Annotated in this window: 18 protein-coding genes, 1 tRNA gene and 2 pseudogenes; 8 read left to right on the top strand and 13 right to left on the bottom strand. The window is 59.8% G+C overall.

The annotated features are described in order from the left end of the window. Nucleotides 1–2: 2 nt before the first annotated feature. The 8 genes from sctR to PSH76_RS03610 are packed head-to-tail and all read right to left on the bottom strand — an operon-like array spanning nucleotide 3 to nucleotide 7982. Nucleotides 3–659 carry a type III secretion system export apparatus subunit SctR gene (gene sctR, locus PSH76_RS03645; RefSeq protein ID WP_032893678.1) on the bottom strand — a complete coding sequence of 219 codons (657 nt, stop codon included), beginning with the start codon at nucleotides 657–659 and terminating at the stop codon, nucleotides 3–5. Further along, nucleotides 656–1669, bottom strand: a complete 1014-nt coding sequence (locus tag PSH76_RS03640) for a FliM/FliN family flagellar motor switch protein (protein WP_305493608.1) — start codon at nucleotides 1667–1669, stop codon at nucleotides 656–658. The genes sctR and PSH76_RS03640 overlap by 4 nt, the downstream gene beginning before the upstream one ends. Next, complete coding sequence (locus tag PSH76_RS03635) at nucleotides 1666–2127, bottom strand: type III secretion system HrpP C-terminal domain-containing protein (protein ID WP_138761252.1); 462 nt, start codon at nucleotides 2125–2127, stop codon at nucleotides 1666–1668. Before PSH76_RS03635 ends, PSH76_RS03640 begins: the two co-directional genes overlap by 4 nt. Continuing rightward, the gene (locus PSH76_RS03630; RefSeq protein WP_032893681.1) at nucleotides 2124–2552 is read right to left on the bottom strand and encodes a YscO family type III secretion system apparatus protein; all 429 of its coding nucleotides are present in this window, start codon (nucleotides 2550–2552) and stop codon (nucleotides 2124–2126) included. Before PSH76_RS03630 ends, PSH76_RS03635 begins: the two co-directional genes overlap by 4 nt. Further along, nucleotides 2539–3897, bottom strand: a complete 1359-nt coding sequence (locus PSH76_RS03625; protein ID WP_032893682.1) for a FliI/YscN family ATPase — start codon at nucleotides 3895–3897, stop codon at nucleotides 2539–2541. The genes PSH76_RS03630 and PSH76_RS03625 overlap by 14 nt, the downstream gene beginning before the upstream one ends. Continuing rightward, nucleotides 3894–4799, bottom strand: coding sequence for an FHA domain-containing protein (locus PSH76_RS03620; protein WP_138761250.1), 906 nt, complete (start codon nucleotides 4797–4799; stop codon nucleotides 3894–3896). Before PSH76_RS03620 ends, PSH76_RS03625 begins: the two co-directional genes overlap by 4 nt. 37 nt (nucleotides 4800–4836) lie before the next feature. Further along, nucleotides 4837–6930, bottom strand: a complete 2094-nt coding sequence (gene sctV / locus PSH76_RS03615) for a type III secretion system export apparatus subunit SctV (RefSeq protein WP_032893684.1) — start codon at nucleotides 6928–6930, stop codon at nucleotides 4837–4839. Next, nucleotides 6927–7982 carry a TyeA family type III secretion system gatekeeper subunit gene (locus PSH76_RS03610; protein WP_138761249.1) on the bottom strand — a complete coding sequence of 352 codons (1056 nt, stop codon included), beginning with the start codon at nucleotides 7980–7982 and terminating at the stop codon, nucleotides 6927–6929. The genes sctV and PSH76_RS03610 overlap by 4 nt, the downstream gene beginning before the upstream one ends. A gap of 263 nt (nucleotides 7983–8245) precedes the next feature. On the opposite strand from PSH76_RS03610, the gene PSH76_RS03605 reads away from it, so the two are divergent. The 5 genes from PSH76_RS03605 to PSH76_RS03585 all read left to right on the top strand — a co-directional run bounded on the left by PSH76_RS03605 (nucleotide 8246) and on the right by PSH76_RS03585 (nucleotide 12363). Beyond that, nucleotides 8246–8797 carry an RNA polymerase sigma factor gene (locus PSH76_RS03605; RefSeq protein WP_032893686.1) on the top strand — a complete coding sequence of 184 codons (552 nt, stop codon included), beginning with the start codon at nucleotides 8246–8248 and terminating at the stop codon, nucleotides 8795–8797. A gap of 237 nt (nucleotides 8798–9034) precedes the next feature. Further along, nucleotides 9035–9111: transfer RNA gene (locus PSH76_RS03600), tRNA-Met, on the top strand. 128 nt (nucleotides 9112–9239) lie between these two features. After that, on the top strand, nucleotides 9240–10019 hold the full coding sequence (locus tag PSH76_RS03595) for a PhzF family phenazine biosynthesis protein (RefSeq protein WP_138761236.1): 780 nt from the start codon (nucleotides 9240–9242) through the stop codon (nucleotides 10017–10019). Nucleotides 10020–10055: 36 nt separating this feature from the next. Next, complete coding sequence (gene ggt, locus PSH76_RS03590; RefSeq protein WP_138761235.1) at nucleotides 10056–11885, top strand: gamma-glutamyltransferase; 1830 nt, start codon at nucleotides 10056–10058, stop codon at nucleotides 11883–11885. Between the two features lie 163 nt (nucleotides 11886–12048). Then, on the top strand, nucleotides 12049–12363 hold the full coding sequence (locus PSH76_RS03585; RefSeq protein ID WP_019817027.1) for a DNA-binding transcriptional regulator: 315 nt from the start codon (nucleotides 12049–12051) through the stop codon (nucleotides 12361–12363). Nucleotides 12364–12385: 22 nt separating this feature from the next. On the opposite strand, the gene ddlA is transcribed toward PSH76_RS03585, so the two are convergent. Further along, nucleotides 12386–13483 carry a D-alanine--D-alanine ligase gene (gene ddlA / locus PSH76_RS03580; RefSeq protein WP_305493607.1) on the bottom strand — a complete coding sequence of 366 codons (1098 nt, stop codon included), beginning with the start codon at nucleotides 13481–13483 and terminating at the stop codon, nucleotides 12386–12388. Nucleotides 13484–13644: 161 nt separating this feature from the next. Between ddlA and PSH76_RS03575 the strand changes: the two genes are divergently transcribed. Next, on the top strand, nucleotides 13645–14454 hold the full coding sequence (locus PSH76_RS03575) for an AraC family transcriptional regulator (RefSeq protein WP_138761233.1): 810 nt from the start codon (nucleotides 13645–13647) through the stop codon (nucleotides 14452–14454). A gap of 523 nt (nucleotides 14455–14977) precedes the next feature. After that, nucleotides 14978–15214, top strand: a complete 237-nt coding sequence (locus tag PSH76_RS03570) for a hypothetical protein (RefSeq protein ID WP_098949640.1) — start codon at nucleotides 14978–14980, stop codon at nucleotides 15212–15214. 461 nt (nucleotides 15215–15675) lie between these two features. On the opposite strand, the gene PSH76_RS03565 is transcribed toward PSH76_RS03570, so the two are convergent. From PSH76_RS03565 to PSH76_RS03555, 4 genes and pseudogenes are all read right to left on the bottom strand, one after another. Next, complete coding sequence (locus PSH76_RS03565) at nucleotides 15676–16251, bottom strand: flavin reductase family protein (protein WP_138761232.1); 576 nt, start codon at nucleotides 16249–16251, stop codon at nucleotides 15676–15678. Nucleotides 16252–16311: 60 nt separating this feature from the next. Further along, nucleotides 16312–16743, bottom strand: a pseudogene (locus tag PSH76_RS30680) (methyl-accepting chemotaxis protein); the annotation flags it as partial. A 156-nt stretch (nucleotides 16744–16899) separates the two neighbouring features. Continuing rightward, nucleotides 16900–17538, bottom strand: a pseudogene (locus tag PSH76_RS30675) (PAS domain-containing protein); the annotation flags it as partial. Between the two features lie 186 nt (nucleotides 17539–17724). Further along, the gene (locus PSH76_RS03555; RefSeq protein ID WP_044271288.1) at nucleotides 17725–18057 is read right to left on the bottom strand and encodes a DUF2790 domain-containing protein; all 333 of its coding nucleotides are present in this window, start codon (nucleotides 18055–18057) and stop codon (nucleotides 17725–17727) included. A gap of 226 nt (nucleotides 18058–18283) precedes the next feature. On the opposite strand from PSH76_RS03555, the gene PSH76_RS03550 reads away from it, so the two are divergent. Next, nucleotides 18284–19603, top strand: coding sequence for an OprD family porin (locus PSH76_RS03550; RefSeq protein WP_032893694.1), 1320 nt, complete (start codon nucleotides 18284–18286; stop codon nucleotides 19601–19603). Nucleotides 19604–19648 lie beyond the last annotated feature (45 nt).

The following is a 19648-nucleotide window of genomic DNA, read 5'->3' as shown; positions in this document are numbered from 1 at the left end:
ACTCAGAGATAGGAAAGGAACAGGCTGTCGAGCAACCGCGACCACCCGGAGACCATCACGAACAAGAGCAATTTGAGCGGCAGGGAAATGGTCATGGGCGAGACCATTTGCATCCCCAGCGCCAACAAGAGATTGGAGACAATCAGGTCAATCACGATGAAAGGGATATAGATCAGGAAGCCGATTTCGAACCCCGCCTGCAACTGTGACAGCACAAAGGCCGGCGCCAGCAGGATCAGGTCCTCACGTTGGACCTCCTGTGCCATCTGTGCCGGCCACATGCGCATGGCATTTTCCAACAGGTGGGTAAGGATATCCGGGTCACTGTTGCGCAGCATGAAGGTGCGCAATGGTTTGATCGCCTCCATTCCCGTCTGCTGAAGTGTGCCCACGCTGGTCAGGTCCAGGGGCGACACCTTGACGATCTCGGCCATCTCATAGCCTACAGGCGCCATGATGAACAGGGTGGCCGCCAGGGCAATACCATTGATGGCCATGCCCGGAGGCACCTGCTGCACACCGATGGCATTGCGGGTGATCATCAGCACAATCACGATCTTCAGGAACGCCGTGCAGACGACCAACAGCATGGGCATCAACGACAATGCCCCCAGAAATATTGCCAGGACGACCGGATCTATTCCCTGGAAACTACTCATCGAGAAAAGATCACGCGAGTCATCTGCAGCCCCAGCCGCCCGTCCACTTCAACCAACTGGCCCTGGCCGAGGGGGCGGTCGCCGTAGTAGAGCCCCGCAGTGCCAGGGGCATAGCCGGCGACTCCCAGCACCGCGCCGGGCGCAAGGTTGCGCAACTCGCCGAGGGTCAGGTTCAGCGTACCGCACCGTACATTGAGCGCCATGCTCAGCTCGTCGAAGGGTTCATGCCCGAACACATCCATCACCGCGGTTTCATCCTCATGCCCTGAGTAGGGTTGTGTTGCAAAATCCTCGTCCACAAACATATCCTCGATAGAAGTAAGGGTAAGACGCGTCGGCCCGGATCCAGCGTCGATCCAGCCCACCAGACGCTGTTTGCCAACCTGTACGTGGCCGGTTCCCGACGCACTGAAAAAGGCTCGTTCAAGCACCAGCACGTCACCGGCACGCAAGCTGCGCAGTTGGTGCATGGACAACCGCAGGCGCCCGAGCGTTACGTCCACCGCCAGCTGAAACTGCGCCGGCATTGGCTCAGCCTTGAGCCGCCACGGCCCCGCCTTGCATAGCGCCAGAAAGCTCTCGACAGACAGCCACAGATAGCCCGTGACGCGAGAGGCGCCGAGCGTCACGCAGAGTCGACAACCAAAGTTCAAGGGGCGGGGGCCGGGCAGCAAACGCAGGTAACCAAACAGCGCTTGCACCTGAGGGCTCAGATGATGCTGAAACAACTCCCAGAACCAGGCGTCGGGATCGTTGCCGGCCTGCGCGAACGTCACCGGGCATTCGCCCATCAGGCTTAACTGCGGTCCTGGCTCACTGAAGGCCACTACTCCACAGGCGGTTTCGAAGCAAAGCGGCTGGATGTCCACCGGAGCAGTACCAGGCTCCATTCTCAACTCGCCTCTCGAACCGGCGACCTCGAACGGCATACACAACCCTTGCCCCAACCGCTGCCGGGCAACCGCAATATCGGCTTTGAATGTGGGAAATATCAGAGGTGGCAGCATCATGCCTGCGCCGATTTTGCCAGATACACATTGACGGGCTGGCGCAGGCTCGCCGCCAGCCGTTGCTCACATTGTTGGCGTACGCCACTGAGCCAGCGCGCCGTGTTGTCTTGCTCCGCGTCCAGCTCGACATTCCAGCTCCCCTGCTCCCGGCGGATACTGGCGTTGACCCGTCCCAGGCGGCCCAGGTGAAAAACCGCCATCATCGGCCATTGCGAACCGACGAGCATTCGCGGCGCCAACTGCTCGGTCAACGCCTCGATCATGGCCACATCGCCCGAGGCTTTGATTGCGTTCAGAGACGTTCCATATCCCCCGCCGTCCTGGCCCCCATCGTTAAACAACCGGGCGAAGAATCGTCCTTGCTCCCAAGGCACCAGGGCGCCGAATTCAGGCGCACGGTCATCACGAGACTCACGCAGACGCGGACGTTCAGGCGGACTAACTGAAACCTGTTTCATATCGGCTCCTGCGTCAGTAACTTAGATAACTCTTGGATTTTTTCCACCTGGCGCAAGCACAAGGTGACGTGTTTCTGCGCGTGGTCGACCTGTGCAGCCTGCTCTTGCTGCCGCTCTTTGAGTTGCAACAACTGGCCTTCTTCACGCCGGGTACCCGCCGATAATTGCCGCTCCGTGGCATTCCAGTTTTTCAGCGCCTTGAACGTCACCACCTGCCCCTGGTGCAGACTCAACAACTCGGCGCATTGCCGAGCCTCTTCCAGGCGGGTTTGTTCGAGGACTTCTTGCGCCTCCAGGATGTGCGCGACCAGCGCTTGCTGCGCCCGTTTTGCCTCACGCAGCGCACGCTCGGCACGGTCAGCGCGGTGTCGACGCAAACGTCGCAGAGTGTCGATTTCACCCGGTAACACTTCAGAATGGGACATGGGCGGTCAGCTCAGCCAATTGATCCATGGTGGCGGCAAGCGGCGAAGGTTCGCGCAAGTCCTGGCGCAGAAAGCCATCCACCGCCTGCCGACTATCAACTGCCAGGTCGGTGAGCGCATCGTTGCCGGGCTGATATTCCCCTAGCTTGAGCATCAGCTCGATCTGCTGGTAAGCCGACAGCAAGCGTCGTAACGCCGTACCGGCACGGATATGCACGGGCTCGGCGACATTGCTCAGAATCCGCGAAAGGCTGGCCAGTACATCGACCGCCGGGTAGTGGCCGCGCTCGGCCAGCTTGCGCGACAGGACGATATGACCGTCGAGCAGAGAGCGCACCTCATCCGCCACCGGATCGTTCATGGAGTCCTGTTCGATCAGCACTGTATAGATGGCCGTGATCACGCCTTCACGGGTCAAGCCGGCACGCTCCACCAAGCGTGGCAGCAAACTGTAGACCGACGGCGGCAGACCACCGCGCCCCAAGGGTTCACCGGCAGCCAGGCCGATTTCACGCTGGGCCCTGGCAAAACGGGTCAGAGAGTCGATCAGCAACAGCACACGCTGACCCTTACGCCGGAAACCTTCGGCCAGCGCGGTTGCCGTGAACGCGGCACGCGCGCGCTCCATGCTTGAGCGGTCGGACGTTGCGCACACCAACACGGCCTTGGCACGCAACTGCTCGTCCAGTTCGTGATCAAGAAACTCGCGCAACTCCCGGCCCCGCTCCCCGATGAGACCGAATACGATCACATCGCACTCCACGTTACGGGCGATCTCGGCCAACAAGGTGGTCTTGCCACAACCGGCACCGGCAAACAGCCCCACACGCTGCCCCTCCCCCAGGGTCATCAGGCCATCAATCGAGCGCACACCCGTGGCCAGTGCACGGTTGATCCGCGGCCGTTCGGTAGGAAGAGGCGCCTCACATAACACGGTGGTCGCCCCAGGTATTTCCGCTTCCACGAACGCGCCCACACCATCGCCCGCAATCGGGCGACCAAAACCATCCAGCACCTGTCCCAACAGCTCATCACCGACCCGAACCTGATGCGGAACCCCCAACCGCGCAACGCTGGCCCCTACACGCACGCCTTCCAGATTGCCCAGGGCACTGAGCACCGCATCGCGCTGATCGAACCCGATGATCTCGGCGAGCATGTAGTCGCCCGGTGCTTTTTCGACTTGGCACAGGTCGCCAATACGGGCCTGCGGCAATCGGCATTGCAACAGCATGCCGTTCACGCGCTGAATACGACCGAGCATCGTCACCGGTGCGAAGCTGCTCAACGCCTGTGACTGGTTCAGTTGCCAGGCCTCCAGACGCTCCTGCAGCGACCCCTTCACCAGCCCACCTCATAACGTTGCTCGCCGTCGAAAACCACTTTGCTGTTATCGATCAAAACCAGGCGCAGACCATCCACTTCATCACCCACGAATAAGCGGGTTCCTTCTTCCAGCACCACGTGGCCATTCGGACCGCCCACTATCTGCAAGATCTTGAACGGTAACCTGCCATCGCGTACCCGTACGCGACTGATTACCGGCACCACCGTGTCGAATTGCTCGGCAAAACGGTCGAGCATGCGCGCAATCAGTTCCACTTCATCCTGGGAAACAACACCATTGAGGGCAATCTGACCATTGACGATCTGCAAGCTGACACGCTGGAGCAATTCGCGCTCGTTGAGCATCCTCATGAGTTGCTGGCGCACCTCAATGGGTGAGTCCAACCCAGGTTTCTGAATGACCGCCGGCATCAGCGATGCCTGGGCTTCGCGCTCACCGCTGAAGATAATGCCAACCGCAGCGATGATCACGGCGCATAGCAGCACCAGGCTTACCAGGCGTTTTTGCTGCAACGCGGAAATGGAAGACAGCGTCAGCGGCAGTGGCGCCGGGGGCAAGGGTTCCGTTGCCGGCTGGGGCGGTTTGAGCACCGATGCCTGGCGCCAAGGATGATCGGCAGGGCTGACACACAAGCTGACAGAGCCAATCACAAACGGCGTGTTGAGTGCCAGATCGCCGATCTGCGCCAACATTTGCCCATCGCTGTTTTTCAGCAACCCCGCTTCAGCCTGCACTGACCAGCGCCCTTCAAGCAATAACAGGCGGGCATGGTGCTCGGCGACACCAGGGTCATCCAGCAAGAGGTCAGCGCCCGCGTTGGCGCCAAGGCTCCATTGCTCGCCAAACAGAGGCAGCGCGGCCCCTTGATGCGAACCATCCAACACTCGGAGTTCGAACATCAGTACGTCCCCCCGTACTCTGCAAGTAGCGATGTGTTCATGCCAATGTCCCGTGCATCAACTCATCCTGGCCAAGGTCAAAACGCCCCAGCACCTTGACCTTGGAATTGCTCCCCAGCTCGGCGAAAGACAACACCGGTACATGGTTGAACTCCTCAAGCAACAAGGTTCGCAAGGGGCTGCGCAAATCCTGCGCCACCAACAACACGCTTTTAATTTTTGCGCGTGCACTGAAGGCCTGGTTGAGCAGGTTGATCAGCGCAGCGCTATTGTCGCCGTCGAGTGCAAAGAACACCCCGGTCTGGGTCTGACGCAGTGCCTCGCGCAACACGTTTTCGGTCTGCGGTGACAACAGCCAGGCATGCAGCCCATCGGCCTCGCTGTACTGGTGGTAGATCTGCGACTTGAGGGCAATGCGCGCATAGTCAGCCAGTGCTTCGGGCTCACGTTCGTGCTGGCCGTATTCGATCAGCGATTCGACAATCAACCTCACGGCGCGCAGCGGAACCCCTTCGCTGGCCAGGCGTTGCAGCACCGCCGAAAAGCGCGAGATCGGCATGATGCGCTGCAGCTCCTGCACCAGTTCGGGTTGATTGTTCTCCAGCCAACTGAGGATCGCCTTGCTCTCCTGAATCCCCAGGAACTGTGGCCCGCTGAGCATCATCGCCTTCTTCATGCGCTCGACGATCAGGCTCGTCGCATTGAAGCGCTCCAACTGCGCGTCATTGAGCAGTGGGTCGTCAGGTGGCAGCCAGAGCCAATCCTGCTCGTTACGCTCGGCCAATCCCGGTATGCCATGCTCAGGCTCAACCGTCAGGGCGCTGCGCTCTACGGCAACGCGCTGGACCACCGACGCCTTGACCATTGGCACTTCATGAACGCAGAAGCGCATTTCATCATCGGCCAGCGAGTCATCGATCTCGACCTCAAACGGCGGCAATGTCAGGCCGATATTGGCAACCAGGGAATTTCGAACCTGGCGGATGCCGTGAATAAGATCGGTCACCTCAGGCGTGCCGCGCAGGGCCGAGGGAAACTGCAACAGATAAGGCCGGGACGGATCAAACCCGCGCAGGTCTTCTTTGCCATTTTCTTCAGGCCGCATGGCTTCGACGGCTTCAGCTTCTGGCTGCGCTTCACGTCGGCGCCGACGGTCGAGGTAATAACCCAAGGCGCCGGTCATCATCGCCAGCAGGATAAACACCAGGGTCGGCATGCCAGGCACGATCGCAAACACCAGCATGGCCACCGAGGCGATCATCCAGCTCTTGGGCTCACTGGTCATCTGGCGTGCGATCTCGGCGCCCATGTTCGTGATGCCCTTGCGCCCTTCCGGTGCCACGCGGGTAATGATCATACCGGCGGTCAGGGAAATCAGCAGCGCGGGAATCTGCGCAATCAGGCCATCACCGATGGTCAGCACAGAATACAGCGCCATCGAATCGGCAGCGCTCAAACCGTGCTGGAACATCCCCGTGGAAAACCCACCCAGCAGGTTGACCACCACAATGATCAAGCCAGCAATGGCATCGCCTTTGACGAACTTCATCGCGCCATCCATGGCGCCGAACAGCTGGCTCTCGCGGGACAACTGTTCACGCTTGTCGCGCGCTTGCACACCGTCAATCAAACCGGCACGCAAGTCACTGTCGATGGACATCTGCTTGCCCGGCATTGCGTCCAGGCTGAAGCGCGCCGCCACTTCGGCAACCCGCTCAGAGCCCTTGGTGATCACCAGAAAGTTGACCAGGGTGAGGATCAGGAAGATCACCATCCCAACAGCCAGGTTGCCGCCCACTACGAAGTTGCCGAAGGCCTCAACGATATCGCCGGCGTCCTGTTCGAGCAGAATCAAGCGCGTCGTAGCGATCGACAATGCCAGGCGAAACATGGTGGTCAGCAACAAAATCGACGGGAAGGAAGAGAACGCCAAAGGCCCGGGCAAGTACAGCGCCAGCATGATCAACAGGCAGGAAATACAGATATTCAGCGCAATCAGAATGTCCACCAGCCAGGTAGGCAGCGGCACGATGAAGATGAACACAATGGCCATGATCACCACGGCGCCCAAGACCTCGGCGCGCTGAGCTACCTTGAGCAGTACGCCATTGACGGTGGACAGCACGCTCACGCCAGGACACTCGAATTAGGAAAGCCTGGGCTTATGCCTTCGAGGCGGGCAAGCGGGTCCATCACCAGTAGAAAGTTGTGCAGCGCCTCTTGGCGTGACTGGCTATCCGGCCACAAAGCCAGAGGCAATTTCAGAAACAGCGGATAAAGCGCATTGAGCGCCACGAGTGTTGACGTGCCGGCCCCCATATCTTCGGCCAGGCGCATGACTTCATTTGTCACGATGCCGGTACTTGTATAACCCAGCAGGCGTTGCAGCAGGCTTACCGCATGCAGTTCGGTTGCAAGGTTCTGGACCAGCTCACGACAGCTGCACAACACCCCGCTCAATGCACCGCAGCTGCGCAGCCCTACCAGCAAGGTGCGCAACATTGCCGTAGGCACGGAGGACACATGGGCGGCGATGTCAGCCGTCAGGGCGCTGGACATCACATTCAAGCCATGTGCAAAACGGTCGTCACCGTAGACGCCCAGCAGCGCCTGCATCATGGTGGCCAGGGATTGCCGTGTCACCACACTGGCGTAGTACAGCGCGCGCAGCGCCTGGCGCTCTTGTGGATCGCCACCCGCCGTCTGCAAGGCCATGGCGATATTCAGGCCCGCCTGGATCTGCCCTTTGAAACGGACCTCCAGCTTGGCAATAGCATCCCGCGCCAGGTCGGCTTCGGAGCTGCGCACGTCAGCCTCGGCCTGCTCGCACACCGCCTTGAGTACCACGAAGGTGCGCGCCGGATCACCGCCAGTGGCCTCCAGCAACTTATCGATGCTGGGTTGCATCAGCAATTGCAGCCTGATTCGACGCGCTACCGCAGCAAAGCTTTCCTGGGCCGGATGCCCCAACTGCTCATAGAGCTGCGCGAGCGCCTGGACAGGAGGCACACGTACGCCAATTTTGCGTTTGTCCAACGTACGGCTGCTGGATTCAACCTCCTGACTGAAGTGCAGGAAAAGATCATCGATACCTTGGCCTGGCTCAGGCTTGGCGGCCGGGCTAACGGTGGGGAGCTCCACACGCGGGGTGATTGGCACTTCGGGGGTAGATTCGACTTTCATGGGCAGGCCAGTACAGGAAGAGAGTGCCAATGTGTGGTTAGGCCCGTCCAGATGGTTCCATTGAAACTCGCTCTTCCAACAAGGTGAAAAAACCCGCACAAGCCCCTGGTGCCTTTTGCAAATTACTGCACAAAAGCGCCACGAAATTAAAGTATTTATATATATAAATCATTGGGTTATGTGCAGATTCTCCTTTGGCACAGGCAGTGCAAAAGAGGTAAACGCCGAAACTATTTCGACTGCGTCTACCTTAAGGAAAAATCATGAATATCCCTATTGAAGCCTTAGTTCACCTTGGTGGCAGTTCGCCTCAATTCATGCTCCATCTGACAGACGACCAACAGAAAAAACTCCGACGTTTCATTCACAAACGGGTTCTCAACCCGGAAGACGCGGATGATCTTTTGCAACTGACATACTTGGAAGCCTGGCGCAATCGCGAGCGTTTCAGTGGTACCGCGACGCTGAGTACCTGGATGTGCGGTATCGCGCAAAACCTGATCCGCAACCACTTTCGACGCCTGTATGCCAAGCCTGCACATTGCGAATTCGATGAGTCGCTGTGGCACGGACAGGAAGAAAGCCACAGCCTGGACTGGGAATTCGAGGTCAACCGGAGACTGGAAAATACCCTGAGCGCGATTGATCATTTGCCCACAGAAATGCGTAGGACGTTGTATGCCTCGCTGGAAACCGACGGCAGCTACCAGGACACCGCCGACGTACTGGACATTCCTATCGGCACCGTGCGCTCGCGCCTGTCACGGGCACGCGAACAGCTCAAGCGCGTCACCCACACCCCACTGCACCCGTAAGTTGAATTAGCCGGTCAAGCGTTGGGCGACAGGGATATCTGCCCAACACTGTCGGACTTGGCCCGCGAGTAAACCTTCAAAGACACCGAGCTTCTTCTACTCCCCCTCATCCACGGTGCATTCGCCACCGCCCGTCGCCAAAATCAGCGCTTTGGCTTAAACAGTTGAAAGCGTAGAAAAATTTTCAACAAAAACGCTTGACGCATTGCCGTTCCAAGCGAATAATGCGCGCCACTTGGCTACATAGCTCAGTTGGTTAGAGCATAGCATTCATAATGCTGGGGTCCGGGGTTCAAGTCCCTGTGTAGCCACCAAGTACTAAAAACGGCTTACCGAAAGGTAGGCCGTTTTTTTATGCGCGCAAAAAAACTCCCCAACTGTATTTTGACGCCCCCCACCCCCACTGTTAGTGTCCAGCCTCCCCTAAACACGGAGTGCCACGATGCAACTGGACATCTACCAAGTCGACGCTTTCAGCCACCATCCCTTCGGCGGCAACCCGGCAGCAGTGTGCCCACTCACTGAGTGGCTGCCTGATGAGCAACTGCAGCAGATTGCGGCCGAGAACAATCTTTCGGAAACCGCGTTCTTCGTACCCCGTGGCGACGTCTATGAGTTGCGCTGGCTCACCCCGCAAGTGGAGGTGGACCTGTGCGGCCATGCCACGTTGGCAGCCGCGTGGGTATTGATCCACAAGTTGGCGGACGCCCCGCAGGTGTTGCGCTTTGCCACCCGTAGCGGCGAGTTGCGGGTAACGCGCAACGGCGATGAGCTGGCGATGGATTTTCCGGCCAAGAAACCCGAACGCTGCGAGCCGCCCCACGGCATGTTGAGCGCCCTGGGGCTTGAAACCGCCGAGGTGTTTGGCACCGACGACTACATCGTGCTGGTGGAAGATGAAGCCCAGGTAGCGGCCCTCACACCCGATTTCGCGCGGCTCAAGGGCCTGCCTAAACGCGGGATTGCGGTAACCGCCAAAAGCACGCGGTTTGATTTCGTCTCGCGCTGGTTCGGCCCGAATGTGGGGGTCAACGAAGACCCGGTTACCGGCTCGGCGCACACCTCGCTGGCACCGTTCTGGGCCGAGCGCCTGGGCAAATCGCAATTGAGCGCCGAGCAAGGCGGCCAGCGTAAGGGCCAGTTGCGCTGTGAGCTCCAGGGTGACCGGGTGATTATTTCCGGCAAGGCCGTGCTGTACATGCAAGGCACGATTTACCTGTAAAACGCAGTAGCCCAAGGACAACAGCCCCTTCTCACCATGAACGGAGTTCAGCGCGTGTTTTTGATTTCCCGCCGCAGCCTGACAGTCATCGCCGCCGCCCTGGCCCTTGCCGCCTGCCACACGCAGGTCAATGAACAGCCACCGGCCCCGGAGTTGGGCTCGGGCTATCGCACCGACCTGAGCACCCGCCACGCCGAGCGCCATATGGCTGCCGCCGCCAACCCATTGGCCGCCGAAGCCGGGCGTGAAATGCTGCGCCAAGGCGGTTCGGCCATTGATGCGGCGATTGCCATGCAAGCGGTATTGACCCTGGTGGAACCACAGTCTTCCGGCATCGGCGGCGGTGCATTCATCATGCTGTGGGATGGGCACAACGTGCAGGCTTACGATGGCCGCGAAACAGCACCGGCCGGGGCGACAGAGCGTCTGTTCCTGAAGGCCGACGGTACGCCGATGGCGTTCACGGATGCGCAGATTGGCGGGCGCTCGGTGGGCACGCCAGGGGTATTGCGCGCCCTGGAGATGGCGCACAAAAAGAGCGGCCACTTGCCGTGGGCCAAGCTGTTCGAGCCGGCGATTCGCCTGTCGGAGCAAGGCTTCGCCATTTCCCCGCGCTTGCACAGCTTGATCGCCGCTGACCGCTTTATCGCGCAATCACCCGACATGGCGGCGTACTTCCTGAATGCCGATGGCTCGCCAAAAGCCACCGGCACGCTGCTGAAAAACCCGGCACTGGCCGCCGTGTTCAAGCGCATCGCCAAGGAAGGGCCGGACGCGCTGTACCAAGGCCCGATTGCCGAGGAGATCGCACGCAAGGTGCAGGGCCATCGCAATGCCGGCAGCTTGTCCCAGGCCGACCTCAAGGGCTACGCCGCCAAGCAACGCGCACCGCTGTGCACCGACTACAAACAATGGAAGGTCTGCGGCATGCCACCGCCGTCCTCGGGCGGGATAGCCGTGGCGCAGATCCTCGGGACACTGCAAGCCCTGGAAACCCGCGACCCGCAGTTGGCCATCGCCCCGATGACACCGGTCAAGAGTGCTTCGCCGGCCGGGTTTGAACCGACACCCGAGGCCGTGCACCTGCTCGCCGAAGCCGGGCGCCTGGCCTTTGCCGACCGCGCGATGTACGTGGCCGATGCAGACTTCACCCCCGTCCCGGTTGCTGGTCTTGTCGCACCAGGTTACCTGGCACAACGCGCCACGCTGATCGGCGAGCGCAGCATGGGCGTCGCCAAGCCCGGCCAACCCGCCGGTATTCAGGTGGCGTACGCACCAGACCGCTCGCCGCTGCGCATCTCTACCTCCCAGGTGGTGGCGGTGGACGACCAGGGCGGCGCCGTGTCGATGACCACCACGGTGGAAGCGGCATTCGGCTCCCATGTGATGGTCCAGGGCTTTTTGCTCAACAACCAGATGACCGACTTCTCGTTCATTCCCGAAGAAAACGGCCAGCCCGTGGCCAACCGCGTACAACCGGGCAAACGCCCACGCTCGGCCATGGCGCCGACCTTGGTGTTCGACCGCAACACGGGCGAACTGCTGGCTACCGTCGGCTCCCCCGGCGGCTCGCAAATCATCGAGTACGTGAGTAAATCCCTGGTCGCCATGCTCGACTGGAAGCTCGACCCGCAGGCAGCCATCAGCCTGCCCAACTTTGGCAGCCGCAATGGTGCTACCGAGTTGGAAGTTGGACTGTTCAGCCCAGCGCTGAAACAGGCGCTCAAGGACAAGGGCCACGCCCTGAGCGAGATCGAGATGACCAGCGGCGTGCAAGCCATCGTGCGCACACGGGATGCCCAGGGCAAGGTGACGCTCAGTGGCGGCGCTGACCCTCGGCGTGAAGGTGAGGCGTTGGGTGATTAAGGTGTTGACCTATCCGTACAGGCTTATAAAAAAAGACCTGCAATCTTATGTCGTAAATCACAACTGGAGTGCGGAGCAGTAGTCGCGCTACTGATTTACGGCAAGAGCGCCACGGAGAATATTCCGGCACATATCCTGTACAAAATCGCAAAGGAAATGAACCATGCCACTCACTGATAAAGAACTGAAGGAACGTGACGCCAAACGCAATATAGGCGAAGAACTACTGACAGCCATTCAGGATGTCAAAGCGGGACGTTACGGTGCTGTGCAGCACGTTGAGGTCACTCAGGCTGCCGAAGCAAGAAGCAAGACAGGGCTCTCACAACCCAAATTTGCCGAGCTTCTGGGCGTGTCAGTAAGAACCCTTCAAGAATGGGAACAAGGGCGTCGCGCACCTTCCGGAGCAGCACGTTCGCTACTGCATATTGCGGCCATAAGGCCGGACGTTTTTCGCGAAGTGCTCAGTAACGCCTGATGGCGTTACTGGTGCGGGCCAATCACTGGCGGCTGATCTTCAACCCCTTACGCCCCGCATGCCGCTCCAGCGCCAGCTCGATCAACCGGCTGACCAGCTCGCTGTAGCTCATGCCCGCCGCCTGCCACAGCTTGGGGTACATGCTGATGCGGGTAAAACCGGGCAGTGAGTTGATCTCGTTGATCAGCACTTCGCCGTCCTGCGTCAGGAACACATCCACCCGCGCCAACCCGGCGCAGCCCAGCACTTCAAACGCCTCAATGGCCAGGCTGCGGATCCGCTCGCTGGCTTCATGACTGATCGCCGCCGGCACCACCACTTGGGCGGCCTGGCCGTCGATGTATTTGCTGTCGTAGGAATAGAAACCGCTGCTCACCACGATCTCGCCACAACCGCTGGCGATGGGCTGGTCATTACCCAGCACGGCGCATTCGATTTCGCGGCCCTGCACGGCGGACTCCACCAGCACTTTTTCATCAAACCCCAACGCCAGTTCAACCGCTGCGCGGTATTCGGTTTCGTCACTGACTTTGCTCACGCCCACCGACGAACCCTGGTTGGCGGGCTTGACGAACATCGGCACACCGAGCTTGCCAGCGGCTGTTTCGAACGAGGTGCGCGCCGCGTTACCGCGCGTGAGGGTGATGAACGGCGTGACCGCAATACCCGCGTCACGCAGCAGGCGCTTGCTGATGTCTTTGTCCATGCACACCGCTGAGCCGAGCACGTCGGAGCCGACGAAGGGCAAGTCGGCCATACGCAGCAAGCCTTGCAGGCAGCCGTCTTCGCCGAGGGTGCCGTGGACAATCGGGAAGATCACATCGATGTGTTCCAGCAAGCCCTGGCCGGAGGTTTCCACCACTTGCTGGCTGGCCTTGCCGGGCACCACCGCCAATTCACGGTTGGATTGGTTGAGGGCGATCAGCGCCGGATTTTCCTGGTTGATGAGGAAGTTCGAGGTGTCATTGAGGTGCCAGTGACCGGCCTTGTCGATACCGATCAGCACGGGCTCAAAGCGCGAGCGGTCAAGGGCGTCGACGATGTTGCGCGCCGATTGCAGCGAGACCTCATGCTCCGCCGAACGCCCACCAAAAATAATACCTACCCGCACCTTACTCATAACCGGCCTCACTGTTGAAAGTAAGGCTTCTTACCACGGGTGGTCAGCGATTCGCTACCCGATGTGCATTGCCCAGCACCTGCACAATCGTACAAGACCCCGGCAGACAACCGGTGCAGACTCAGTTAACGTGTTTCCACCTCCTTTTGTGACAAGTCACCATGGGCAACCCCACCCACTCCCTCGACTGGCTGCACCGCGCGCCCCACGCCAGTGGCTTGGACCGTATCGAGGCGTACTTTGCCGGCTTCGCTTTCGACCCCCACCGCCATGACACCTACGCCATCGGGCGCACGTTGTTCGGCGTGCAGAGCTTTCATTATCGCGGCGGCACCACCCACAGCCTGCCCGGCACCACCATGGTGATCCACCCGGATGAAACCCATGACGGCCGTGCCGGCAGCGAAGAAGGTTTCAAGTACCGGATGATTTATGTGGAGCCGGCGCTGATCCAGCAGATCCTCGGTGGGCAGCCATTGCCATTTATCCCCGGCGGCTTGTCCACCGACCCACGGCTGCACCGCGCCAGCGAAGTGTTGCTGCAAAGCCTGGATTGCCCGATAGACCCGATGCAAGAGCAAGACGCCCTGTTCGACCTGGCCCAGGCGCTGAGCGCTGCGTCCGGGGCCATCATCCACCGTAAATCCTTCGACTACATCGCAGCCGAACGCGCCCGTGAATTCATCCACAGCGCCCTGGGCCGCAGCATCACCCTGGATGAAATTGCCGACCACGCCGGCCGCGACCGCTGGGCGTTATCGCGGGATTTTCGCGTGCTGTTCGGCACCAGCCCCTACCGCTACCTGACCATGCGCCGGCTGGACCTGGTGCGCCACTTATTGGCCCAAGGCCAATCGTTGGTGGATGCGGCCATGACCGCAGGCTTCACCGACCAAAGCCACATGACCCGCCAATTTCGCAGTACCTACGGCATGCCGCCGTCGCGTTGGGTGAAAATGCTCGGACGCTGAGTGCTGGGTTGGAATACGTTCAAACTGTGGGAGCTGGCTTGCCTGCGATGCAGACACCTTGGTGTATCAGGCACACCCTATTGATGCCATCGCAGGCAAGCCAGCTCCCACATTTGGATCTCGGTGTGTCAGGTAGATAGGCGGTTGACAGGTGGTCACGCAGGCAAGCGCCCCTCCCACCGTTGAAGTGTGGCGTTACTGGCATTTGGTCATGGTTTGTAAAAGGCCAGCAAGCCGCGTCCCTTTAAATTGCAGGACGTTTCCGAGACAATCCCTGCCGCCTTGTGCCTGTTGGAATCGATGGCTAGTCTTCGGTCCGTCACTGCCTTTTCAGTGATCGGGTTTAGTCGCCCGGACTCTAATCAGGCGCATGGTCCTCCATGAGGTTTTATGGTGGCTGTGCGCAGGGCACCCTCGGGTGCGCCGGATTTTCCTGATTAGCCGGTCGACTAACCTGCGTACAGCCGCCACCCTTCGTTTAGTCGCGACTGGGCCGGCTTCTGCCTTAATCAGGAGTTACACCATGACCAAAGCACTTCCCGATCCACCCATGGATTGCCTAGTCGTCAACGAAGAGCTCAGCTTCGAAGACGCTCAACTCTATATTTCCCATCTGATCAACAGCGCATCGGCCACGGTGTGGGACTGTTGCGATCACCTGCAACCCCACGACCGCGCCCGAATCCATGCCGCATGGCACTTGCTGGAGATGGCCAAAACCGTGATAAACCGCACCATCGAGTGCATGCCGCGAACCTGAAAACCCCACAAACCCTATGTGGGAGCTGGCTCGCCTGTAACCACGATGCGAAGCGAGCCGCTCTTGATCTTGATCTGCTTTTGATCTTAGGCGCCCCGTCAAACCACGCTGGCCGGAATTCGACAGTGATTTGGGGGGTAAACCGGCAGGGATGCCGGTTTAGCCGCCCCGCGCCATGGATGGCGCGTGGCGGCGGCCCCCCAAATCACTGGCGGATTACGGGCACACCGAGCCTAGGCGAGGTGCCGAGTGGTGGGGCAAGAGCGTTTTGCTTACTTTTGCGCTTTTCAAAAGTGAGCCGCTGTCAGAGCGGAACCCTAGGTGGCCGTTACCTAAATAACGGATATGTACACGGTCCAACTGTGTTGACTGTTAGGCCGTCTTCGCAGGCAAGCCAGCTCCCACATTTGATCTTCGTTGCTTTGAACATGCGTTCGCTTAACTCGGACATGCCGCCTCAGTCAGAGCTGACGCCCGACAACCGGTTGGCCAATGGCCAGAAAATTCCCACCCGCCACATGGTGCAACGTGCGCAGTTCATCATGCCCTTCAAAATGCCAGTGGCCCTCACTGAATACCCGCTCATCAGCATAGGCCGCGACCACTTCGCCCAGGAACAGGTCATAGGCCTGCTGATTATGCGGCTCGGGCAGCAAGCGGCACTCCAACCAGGCCACACAGCCTTCCAGCATCGGCGCCTCGGTGTGCTCACCGCTGAAGCTGTGCAAGCCGTAGGCCGCGAACTTGTCGGTTTCAACGCCGCGGGTATTGCCCACCGTCTGCACCAGATCAGCCTGCGCAACACAAGGCACTTGCAGCACAAAGGTGCCGGAGCCTTCCAGTAGCTGGCGAGTCCAGGTGGCCTTGTCGAGCACCACCGCGACTTTCGGCGGTTCGAAATCCAGCGGCATGGCCCAGGCAGCGGCCATGATATTGCGCTGGCCGTTGTGGGCTGCGCTCACCAACACGGTCGGCCCGTGGTTGAGCAAACGGTAAGCCTTGGACAGTGGGACGGGGCGACGGAACGTAGGGCTCATGGTCGATCAGCTCTGCAAGCGAGAAAAGACCTACGATACCTCAAGCACAAGCCCCACAGGTCAGCTCGACAGCTGATTGGCAAACTGCCCGACCGCACTCACCACTTTTTGCGCACCGTCTTGAATCTCGACGATCACTGTGCCCGCCTCGGCCGCCAGGGCCAGGCCCTGCTCGGCTTGCGCACGACCGTCGGCCATCAAGGCCACCGCGTCGCGGGCCATGTCCTGGTTCTGGCGCACCACACCGACAATTTCCTCGGTGGCTTTGCTGGTGCGTGACGCCAGTTGCCGCACTTCATCGGCCACCACCGCAAAGCCACGGCCCTGCTCACCGGCACGCGCCGCTTCGATGGCGGCGTTGAGCGCCAGCAGGTTGGTTTGCTCGGCAATGCCGCTGATGGTCTTGACGATGCTGCCAATCACTTGGGACTGGGCATTCAACGCCTCGATGCCTTCGCCGGCTTGCTGCATGTGCTGGGCCAGGTCGCGCATCACGTCCACGGCCTGGGTGACCACGGTGGTGCCGCGCTGGGCGCTGTCGTCGGTTTGCAAAGAGGTGCTGTAGGCGATATTGGCGGCCTCGGCCACCGCCTGCTCGCGGTTGACCTGCTCGGTAATGACCGTGGCGAACTTGACCACTTTGTACAGCCGCTCATTGGCATCCACCACCGGGTTGTAGGTGGCCTCCAACCACACCAGGCGGCCGTGGCTGTCCACACGTTTGAAACGCGCGGCGACGAACTCACCAGCGTTCAGGCGCTTCCAGAACTGTTGGTATTCGGCACTGTTGTATTCCTGCGGTTCACAGAACATACGGTGATGCTTGCCTTCGATCTGCGCCAGGCTGTAACCCATGGCGCCGAGGAAGCGGTCATTGGCGGTGAGCACATGCCCTTCCAGGTCGAACTCGATCAACGCGGTAGAACGCATCAACGCAGTGATGAGGTTTTCATGTTCACGCGAGCTCTCGATGGTGCGGGTAAGGTCGCTGGAGAACATCGAAAACTGCCTGATGCGCCCCTCCGAACTGCGCACCGGCTGCACGATTGAGCGCAACCAGGCCTCTTTGCCATTGCCACGCATCAGGCGTACGGCGCCGGCAAAGTGTTCGCCGCGGGCCAGCGCCTGCTTGAAGCGCAGTTGGAACTCGTCCTGGCGCACATGGGCCGGCACCAGGTCTTCGATTGCGCGCCCGACAATCTCGCCGAGTGAATAAGCCAGTTCCTGCAGGAAGTTGGCATTGGCCCACTCCACGCGGCCTTCAGGGTCCAGGGTCAGGCAGAGCATTTCGCTTTCCAGGCTCTCTTTCACCTGGAGCAAGCTCGACAATTCTTCGCGCAGAGCGGTCAGCTCTTGCTTCAGGCGGGTGTTGAACATGGGGCACCGTTAGGCAAGTGAGGTGGGTGTTCTAACCTGCATCGGCGCTGCCGGGGTTTTCTGAAGAGCGCTTGAGCCCTGGGCCCAACTATATTTTCAACCGCCATTGTTACGGCATACGCCCATGACCTGATATTCCAGGGTATTGAGCTTGCCGCTGGAGTCTTCGTAGGTCATGCGCGACGGCACGGCGTTGCACGAACGGATCGGCGGCGTCACGTTGACGACCTTGGCAATGTCCAGGTCCATGCCATAGCGGTAGGCCTGCACCTCGGGCACCGGCTTGCCTTTTTTGATGGCGTAGGCGGCCATGGCTTTCTCATTGCGCTCCATCATCAGGGCAAAGGTGCGATCCCCACCCCCTTCGGCCAGTGCGCCAAATGACAAGACTGCGGTTAACACACCCAAGCCTAATTTATAAAAGTTCATCACAGGTTCCTCGACTGGAAAGTTCAGTGTCGAGAGTAACCAGTGAACCCTGACGCCAGGTTCACCAGAACATTACTTATTTGTTAGATGGCCGTTAGTTTCCAGAATTGTAATGTGCAAGCCATGCAGTTGTTATCCGCCATTTGCAACTATCAACCAGGGCCAGATCAATAAAAACGTCCGCCTCTATAAGAAGCCGATAACTGCCATCACCGAGGAGCGCATCATGAGCATTCGTCATTACACCCTTCCCTTTTCACTGATGGCTGCACTGCCCATGGCCGCCATGGCGGTGGAGGACAAGCCCGAGGGTTTTATCGAGGGCAGCCGCATCAACGTGCTGGCGCGCAATTTTTACTTCAACCGCGATGACCGCAAAGGCCAGTCCAGCCCCACCGGCAATGGTTATTCCGAAGCCTGGGCCCAGGGCTTTATCGGTAAATTCGAATCCGGTTTTACCCAGGGCACCGTGGGTTTTGGCCTGGACGCGTTCGCCATGTACGGCCTGACGCTTGACTCGGGCAGCGGCCGCAGCGGCGGCAAAGGCTCGTTCGGCGTGCTGCCGGTAAACAGCGACAACCAGCCGGAAAACAGCTACAGCAAAGTCGGCGGCGCGGCAAAAGTGCGCGTGCTGGACACGGTGATCAAAGCCGGCGACGTGTTCCCACTCACCCCCGTGGTGGCCTACGGCGACTCTCGCTTGTTGCCCGAGAGCTTTCGCGGCGTCACCCTGCAAAACACCAGCGTGGAAGGCTTGAGCCTGCAAGGCGGACGCCTGAGCGGCATGAGCCAGCCCAGTGAAAGCGGCATGAACAAAGGCTTTGCCACCTTCTATGCCGGCAAGGTCGACTCGCCTTGGATCGCCTACTTCGGCGGTGACTACCAACTCAACAGCCACCTGGGTTTCAGCCTTTACAGCAGCCGTTTGAAGGACGCCTGGGACCAGTACTACTTGGGCAGCAATGCCAATTACGCGTTGACCGACGACGTGTCGCTGTTCGGCGACTTCAACTATTACAAGGCCGTGGACGAAGGCCAGAAACGGCTCGGTGAGTTCGACAACAACATCTGGAGCGCCAGGCTCGGGGTCAAGGTCGGTGCCCACAGCGTGGCCGTATCGCACCAGCGTAACAACGGCGACGATGATTTCGACTACCTGCGCCAATCAGACTCGATCTTCCTCAATAACTCGATCCAGTACAGCGACTTCAACGCGCCCAAGGAGCGCTCGTGGATGGTGCGCTACGACCTGGACATGCAGGCGTTCGGCATTCCCGGCCTGTCGTTCATGACCCGCTACGGCAAAGGCACCGGCGCCGACTACAGCAACGCCAATGCCGTGTATATGCGCCGCGATGCAGCGGGCAACCCCTTGACCGATCAACGCCGCTGGGAACGGGATATCGAAGCCAAGTACGTGGTGCAAAGTGGGCGTTTGAAGGACTTGTCCCTGCGCTTGCGCCAAGCCACGGTGCGCTCCAGTGCGTTCGAATCAGACCTGGAAGAAGTTCGTTTTATTGCCGAATACCCATTGGCCGTGCTGTAGCCCTTACATTCGCTCGCGATTAACTAACATCTGTTCACAAATAGC

The sequence above is a fragment of the Pseudomonas sp. FP215 genome (genome assembly GCF_030687795.1).
In the GTDB taxonomy this organism is placed as follows: Bacteria; Pseudomonadota; Gammaproteobacteria; order Pseudomonadales; family Pseudomonadaceae; genus Aquipseudomonas; species Aquipseudomonas salmasensis.
The sequence above is the reverse complement of the archived record's forward strand: the minus strand, read 5'-3'. Positions and strand labels throughout refer to the sequence as shown.